This window comes from Ligilactobacillus salitolerans (assembly GCF_003864415.1).
GTDB lineage: Bacteria > Bacillota > Bacilli > Lactobacillales > Lactobacillaceae > Ligilactobacillus > Ligilactobacillus salitolerans.
The window spans coordinates 1-7,144 of sequence record NZ_BFFP01000005.1 but is presented as its reverse complement, the minus strand read 5'-3'; the positions used below and the strand labels follow the sequence as shown (position 1 = coordinate 7,144).

The 7,144-nt window shown below is 43.6% G+C and carries 7 protein-coding genes; 3 read left to right on the top strand and 4 right to left on the bottom strand.

Annotated elements, in window-relative coordinates; all coding sequences use genetic code 11:
- The first annotated feature begins 252 nt into the window (after positions 1 to 252).
- Together mazE and LFYK43_RS02330 are read left to right on the top strand one after the other, a co-directional pair.
- Entirely contained in the window at positions 253 to 492 is a 240-nt protein-coding gene (gene mazE / locus LFYK43_RS02335; RefSeq protein ID WP_124975047.1) for a type II toxin-antitoxin system PemI/MazE family antitoxin, read from the top strand.
- Positions 479 to 847: a type II toxin-antitoxin system PemK/MazF family toxin gene (locus LFYK43_RS02330; RefSeq protein ID WP_124975045.1), complete on the top strand. Its 369-nt coding sequence runs from the start codon at positions 479 to 481 to the stop codon at positions 845 to 847. The genes mazE and LFYK43_RS02330 overlap by 14 nt, the downstream gene beginning before the upstream one ends.
- A 120-nt stretch (positions 848 to 967) precedes the next feature.
- Here LFYK43_RS02330 and LFYK43_RS02325 read toward each other — a convergent pair whose 3' ends face one another.
- The 4 genes from LFYK43_RS02325 to LFYK43_RS02310 all read right to left on the bottom strand — a co-directional run bounded on the left by LFYK43_RS02325 (position 968) and on the right by LFYK43_RS02310 (position 6,480).
- A complete protein-coding gene (locus LFYK43_RS02325; protein ID WP_124975043.1) occupies positions 968 to 2,089 on the bottom strand; it encodes a helix-turn-helix domain-containing protein in 1,122 nt (373 codons plus the stop codon).
- Positions 2,082 to 2,438, bottom strand: coding sequence for a type II toxin-antitoxin system RelE/ParE family toxin (locus LFYK43_RS02320; RefSeq protein WP_158609170.1), 357 nt, complete (start codon positions 2,436 to 2,438; stop codon positions 2,082 to 2,084). Before LFYK43_RS02320 ends, LFYK43_RS02325 begins: the two co-directional genes overlap by 8 nt.
- A gap of 529 nt (positions 2,439 to 2,967) precedes the next feature.
- Positions 2,968 to 4,935, bottom strand: a complete 1,968-nt coding sequence (locus LFYK43_RS02315; protein WP_124975039.1) for a glycosyltransferase-like membrane protein — start codon at positions 4,933 to 4,935, stop codon at positions 2,968 to 2,970.
- 108 nt (positions 4,936 to 5,043) lie between these two features.
- Entirely contained in the window at positions 5,044 to 6,480 is a 1,437-nt protein-coding gene (locus LFYK43_RS02310) for a hypothetical protein (RefSeq protein WP_124975037.1), read from the bottom strand.
- A gap of 168 nt (positions 6,481 to 6,648) precedes the next feature.
- On the opposite strand from LFYK43_RS02310, the gene LFYK43_RS02305 reads away from it, so the two are divergent.
- A complete protein-coding gene (locus tag LFYK43_RS02305; RefSeq protein WP_124975034.1) occupies positions 6,649 to 6,993 on the top strand; it encodes a hypothetical protein in 345 nt (114 codons plus the stop codon).
- Positions 6,994 to 7,144 lie beyond the last annotated feature (151 nt).

Genomic DNA, 7,144 nt, shown 5'->3' with positions numbered 1-7,144 from the left:
ATTAATCAACTAATTTGATCCTCCTGATAAAACCGCATTACTTTGGCTAACTTGTACGAGTTCAGCTCCTATTTCGCGTTCCATGAGCCGACTTGCGGGAGTTTAGCTGCTATTCTCGTGTTAATGCTTTGGACTGGCGAACGGCTGCAAATACTTCACGAAAAAACATCACCTTCCTAATGTTCATTCAATTTGGCAAATTTTCGTAATTACTTATATAATTACATAGTGGAATAAAAGGAGGTCGTTTGCATGATCGTTAAAACGCGTAAACAAGGAAATTCAATTATGATCACGGTCCCAGCTGCATTTGATGTTAAAGAAAATACCCAATACCAACCGCTGATAGACGACAATGGTGTCATTTCTTTCATACCTCTCACTAGCAATATTTTTGAAGAAAATGCTGACTATGACTTTAAGTCCGCAATAAAAGAGATGAACTTAGGAGACAACGGAGAATTGGCAGGTCACGAAGATGTTTGGTCCTAATGAGTTCCCTAAACAAGGCGATTTGCTCTGGATCGATGCGAAGCCCCATGCTGGTCATGAATACGGTGGACATAGTGTTCAAAAGAATAATATCCGGCGTCCACTGCTCGTTGTCAGTTCCGATATTTATAATAAACTGACTGGGATGGTAGTCGGTTTTCCTATTACGTCTAAAATTCGCAGCGATTTTCCAGCTGCCATGAAAATTAATAGCCAAAAAATTCATGGTTATGCGGTTTTTAGCAATTTATTGGGTTACGACTACATTGCCCGCAATGCAGAGCTAGTCGATCATGTTGATCAGGTACAGAAAATCCAAGCGTTATCCGCAGTCAAAAATATTTTCGGAATATAATGCAAAAAAGAATTGCAGTCACGGTGAGGCGGATCTCACTGTGACTGCAATTCTTTTTATGTTGCTTATGATTTTTAGCAAATCAATCGACCAGATTGCCGACAACAATTCTTCATCCCTTTACTCTCGGGTGCTGTCCTTCTGAAATAGAACAGTGTATTTTTCCTTCAAATTATTCATTTGTTTGTAATTCAGATAACCATCATTTTGTAACCTGCCCACTACGATCCCAGGCTGGATGGAAATTTTCTGAGCAAAGTTTTCAACTGTCGCTTGAGAAAAATCACCTTCAGCGACAAATTTTGCATAGTCCGCAGGTTTGATCAAGATATTCTGGGCAAATTGATTCGCATCTTTTTCCAGCTCAGCCATATTCAAACTACTGGTGATCCCCGAATTCTGGGCACCATTGATGATGATGTGCCCTTTTTTCTTTTGTAAGACGTGGCGGATCTCATGGAAAAGTGTAAACCAAAAAATATCAGAGTATTTACGGCGGTCATTCATGGCCAGCAAAACTTTGCTTTTACCAAGCCATTTGACCGCACCATTCACACCGCAGTTTTTCAAGTTGGGTAAGATCACAAAAGCAACCCCCGCCCTTTGAAAAATATCTCGCAATTCTGGGAGAAATTCTTGCGGTGTTTTTAGTGTCATTTGTCTAATAACAGGCAAGTTATCTTGCAAATAGGCTAAGTTAATTGGCTCAGTTTCTATTGAATTGCCAAGATTGAGGGCGGTTTGGACCCACGCATTGGAGTTGATCACATTCACATCTTTGACCTCAGCCACCGCTGTTCGGTATTGAACTAAAAAGTCTCGACTTTTCAAGACATCCAACGAGGAAATTTTGAAAAATTTACGGAGTTCTTGAACTTTTGCTTGGGATTGATGCGTTTCTTCGACTAAGCCCAGCTTTTCCCAAAATTTGTAATCCAACTGCTGCTGAATATCTTTTTCATCATCTAGTCTGGTCTGGAACTCAATTTCCGCCTTCACTTTTAAATATCGCTGATTCAGATCATGCCATAATTGCTGTGAGGTGCCCAATGCCAGTGATAAGCCGATTTCGAGCTCCGCGTTAAGATTTATTTTCCCATTAACTAGCTGGCTAACAGTCTTTTCATTCGTATTCAAACGGTCAGCCAGTTCCTTTTGATTCATGCCCTGGTCTGCCAGATACTCCTTAATGTAATACCCCGGATGAAAAGCAGCCAAATTATCATAGCTTGTTTTATTCATAATGCTTTGACACCTCCTCGATACTGATGATTTCTATCCCCCGATAGTAGCGAATTACATCATCACCAGCTGTATCTGACTGATTTAAGGGACGAATGATCAAGCGATACTGGCTTTTCCGACCATCGATGTCTAAGGCCAGCTCATTTTTCCGATTGCCGTCAAGTTGATGTACATGATAGACCTGCAAGCTATTGATATCCTGCAGATTTTCAGCTGCCTCAAGAACGTTGACTAATGCGAGTAGTTTTTCAGCGATCCTGGCACCAAATTTTTTTCTCGCATTTTTCAAATCCTGACACTGGTTTTGAATCTTCTTCGTTTTATATTCAAGTTTGATGTTTTCCACCAGCCGTTATTATATATTTTATCTTACTTTTTTGGTAAGTATTTTTCAAGAATAAAGCATCCAGCGAATTCTTTGCTGTCGCTAATTTTACTAGTAATTTTTTCTGCCGAAAATCAAGCACCTTATTTCAAAGTAAAATTTTCTCCAAAAGTAAGACCTAGAACTAGCGGATTTTCTGACTAAAGCTTTTTATACTGGGCGAGAATCACCTTATTTTTTTGCCAAGCTGATGCTGGTCCTCCTAAGTAAACTTACGTGTGTTTAGCTCCTATTCTCACCATCCTTTGGCAAAACAGGTGTAGTTTAGCGCCTATTCTCACCATCTTTTGGCAGAACAGGTGTAGTTTAGCGCCTATTCTCACCATCTTCTGGTAAAACAGGTGTAGTTTAAGCACTAATCTCACCATCTTTTTGAAGATTGCTTTGATAAACTCGCGTTACTTCGACCGACTTAGTGGAGTTCAACTCTCTTTCTCCTCCTACTTCAAAAAATTATCCGCCAGCAGCTGCGCCAACGGATAACTAATTTTTATTTGATTTTGTCACTTCGGGTTTGCCCGAATAAATAGATCAAAGTGCGCTTCCCCCAATTTGGCTCGGAAATGTTAGCCGATTCCTGCCCTAACAAATATTTGTGGGTCCGCACCAGCCAAGCTGGCTGCCGTTCCTTCGTTTCATTATCAAGTTTGATCTGGTATTTGCCCGGCTTGATCCGATTTGTCCTAAACTTCAGCTTGCCTGAACTAGCATCAAAAGTCTGATGCGCATCGATGTCTGTCAAAGTGACTTTGATCTGGCTGCCCGGCGCATGCAGGAAAGCAAAATAATTGTTGCTGCTGTTGACCCAGACGTTTTGGGTAACAGATTCTCCCGGTTCGATCCAGACGACTCTGGCATGGTATTGGTCAGACAGCTGACTGCGCTGCGCGACTGTCACGACTGGCCGCCGCACAATTTTGGCCCGGTTCAGACCTAAGTACCCGCCGCCAAGCACTAAAATCAACGCACTCAAGCCAGCTAATTTTCTGCCGGCAAATTTGACAGACGGCACACCTTGGGCCAAATAATGTGCGTTTAATGTCAGCAGCAGCGGAAAAATCGCCTGCCCATAGCGTTCCTCGACTTCCCAAAAGAGCGTGTGCGCGGTCAAATAGCCGATCATCGCCAGCAGCAAAAATAAAACCAGGCCTGAGCTCTGACGTCTTTTAAATTCACCCGCCAAAGTCAGCAGAGTCTGCGCGTATAAAAAGATGAAGGCGCACCTGAGCATTAAGTCCGCGCCCGTCGTCCACCAGCGTTGATGCTGCTGAAACCAGGCGGGCGACTGGATGAAACCGCCGGTATAGGCTTGATTATAATTATTGACACTCAGCAAGATCCCCGCCTTGACGGTCCAGAGTTTCAGCAGACCAAAAAAGCCTAGTTTTTTGACCCGCTGCACAATTATTTTTTTAGTCGTTGCATTGCGTTCTTTCAGACTCGGGATTTTTAGGGTCTGCTTGGTGTCAGATCCACTGTACATGCCGTAATTTTTCACATTCAAGCCCATCTGCGTCCAGTGAAGCGTTGGCAGTTCATACGAACTATCAGGATGATATGAGACCGAAGCATTAACGAGTTTTCCTGCCGGAAAGGCCAGTCCGATCGCGCAAACAACGACCAAAAAAGGCCCCAGCAGGTGTTTAAACTCTGCTTTTTTCCAGAGCAAAAGTCCCAGCATTGTCAAACCCGCTGCCGCTGCGATGATCACAAAATTGGGCTTGAGGACCTGTGCCGCCAGACAAGTAATAAATAAACCGGTCAGCCAAATGATTGGATGATGCAGACTCTTGTGGTGCTGTTTTAACAACACCAAAGCAACCAGCGAGATGGCGAAAAAAATCGGTGTATCCGTGTAAAAAACTTGGATGTTATAGGTATAGCTGTACGGACTGACCAAGAAAAACAGCGCGCCCGATGCTGGAAGCTGGCGCTTGCCCGTTGCTTCTTGGAAGATGGCGAGTACGACAGCCAGCATCCCGTCAAAAATTGCTAATTTCAAAATGATCAAGGCAATATTAGGACTGAGGCCTAAAAAGTTAGTCAATTTAAACCAATCGCCTAACATAGCCGCCAACGGAACATTATTGGGGTTGCGCAAAAAATATGTACTGGTCCAATCAATGTCCCCGGTGCCGATCTGTTCGGCTTGCTGAACAATTCGAAAAGCATCATGATAAACCGTGGCAGGCAATGCTAGCAAAACGTAGATCTGCAAGACGATCATGCCGGCAAAAGCAGCCCAGGTGAAGATCCGCAAGTTTTTGTCAGAAAAACGGCCGAGATAAGCATAAAGAACTTTCAAAAATAACGGTCCAATGACGGCCAGCGGCACTAAGATCACTGTTTTGAGCGAAAAATAGTGATCATAAAGATTGGCGCAAATTCCAATGATCATATAGACAGCCATGAGCACGAGCAAAACCCGCTTGATCAAGAGCAGAGCACGAGAATTCATTTTTTGCCTTCTTTCCGGCACAAAAAGCAGTACCTGCGCAAAAGGTACCGCCGTTGCAGAACCAATGCAAGCTTTTGTTCAAAAATTATAGCAATCTAAAAAATTGGCTTAGTCTGCTTTGCCGATAATATACTTGGTTTGCTTTACCAGCAAAGGAACTTCCTCCGGTGCAAAAGATTCGATCTTCACGATTTGCGCGCGCGTGGCTCGATCTTCAGGTCCGACCGGGACAAGCACCGTCTCGCCTACCTCAAGTGAATCGTCATCACTCAAATAGTAATAGCTGCGCCCATCCGGAGTAAAAGTCACACTGTAAAAGATGATGGAGTGCTTTCCATGCTCCAAGAAGCCAATTTGAGAGTGCTGCTTGAGCACCTCTGTCAGCTGCTCCAGAAATAGTTTCCAAATACCAGGCAGGTGGTCTTCATCATAGGTCCCGCTATATTTTTTGGCGGGCTGGCGCAGATAGTCAAGTTCCAGCTGAAATTCTGGCTGCTGAACTGATTTGCCAGGATGCAAAAATGGCTGGTCAAAGATAATTTCTCGCGGCTCGATCCGAACTGAAGTGGTAAAAACGTCCAACAGCAAGCCAACTTCAGCGGGCAAATGATAACTGAAGCTGATTTTACTGCCGGCCGAACTCGCCTGGCTGTATTTTAGGTCAGCTTTAGCCCGGTCAAGCGCTAATTTCTCATGATAACTCAGACCATCTTGCGCTTCATATTCATACTCAAAGAAGAGTTTTGCCGGTCGTTCGGGCTGACCTTGCCCATCGAAAGCATCAAACTCCGGTACATCGATGGCTTGCCGCAAGGTTTCTGAAAAATCATGAAATTCGGTGCCAGCTGGAATAACGAAGCCGCTGAATTGATATTTTTCTCCTGCGGAATTGAACAGCTCCATTTCCCAAGCAGGAGCATCGAGAGCTATTTCTTGTTCATAGCCTTGACTAAAGTAAGCAGCCAGATACTGGAGGATCTGTTGTCCTTGCTTGGGCTCTAGTTTCACTCGTCCCTGGTATGCGACTTTCTTTTCGAACCGGTCGTCTAAAACAACTGATCGAAAATCAGCCTGATCCTGGTTCGTGACGGTCAAACGCTGTTCATATTCCATCCCTGGTACAAACATTGTCAGCCCGCCAATTTTACCGGAAGTTAATTTCAGCTTAACCGGAGTGCCCTGGAAAAACTGCAAGTGTTCAGCTGCTAATTTCTGCATGCTGGCCAAAATTAACGAGTACCACTGTTTGGCCTGCTCATCTATTTTTTCAGCCCCAGCCCAATGTGACCAATAAAAACACTTGGCATAAAGCCAGCTGCCTAGTTGCTGAATTTCCTGGAGCTCAGGCAAAATTTGCGCTAATTTTTTAGGATCCGTGCTGGCTTGGTGATAGCGACTATCCAGATCGTTACCCTGGTCCAAGCTAAATTCCAGGGAGAGGCACTCCTTAAGCAAAGAATCAACCTCAAGCTGACTGTCATTTTGCGCGTGCAATAGTTTTTGCCATTTGACGGCAAAACGATAATAATCCCGATTGGTAACCACAGGCTGTCCCCCTATAAAAATCAAGTTAAACGTTTTCTTGATAATTGTATTATAGCAAACCCCAGTCAGGAGTTAATAGCCAATCTCTTGCCTGGTAATGTAATTCGCTGCAAACATTTTCTCGATCTAACGGATATTTCTTTTCATTGAGTGAGGTTGCTTTCCCCAATGAAAATTTCAACAGTTACTCGTTTGGTACTTACTCTGGCGATCTTTGTTCCAAACCAAATCGTTTTGGAACATACTTTCCCATTCTTTGTTCCAAACCAAATCGTTTTGGAACATACTTTCCTGATCTTTGTTCCAAACCAAATCGTTTTGGAACATACTTTCCTGATCTTTGTTCCAAACCAAATCGCTTTGGAACATACTTTCCCGATCTTTGTTCCAAGCCAAATCGTTTTGGAACATACTTTCCTGATCCTTGTTCCAACCCAAATCGCTTTGGAACATACTTTCCCGATCTTTGTTCCAAAAAACAGCAACTCTTCCCTGCTCATTGCAATCGGGTAGGAGATAGTTCACACTATCGACCTCCCACACCACCGTACGTACGGAACCGTATACGGCGGTTCAACAACTTAAGCTTTTGCTTGAATTGACTGATACAACTGGGACATGTTTAATAATCCTCGTTGTGTCAGTCTTTTGTTTGTTATGGTTA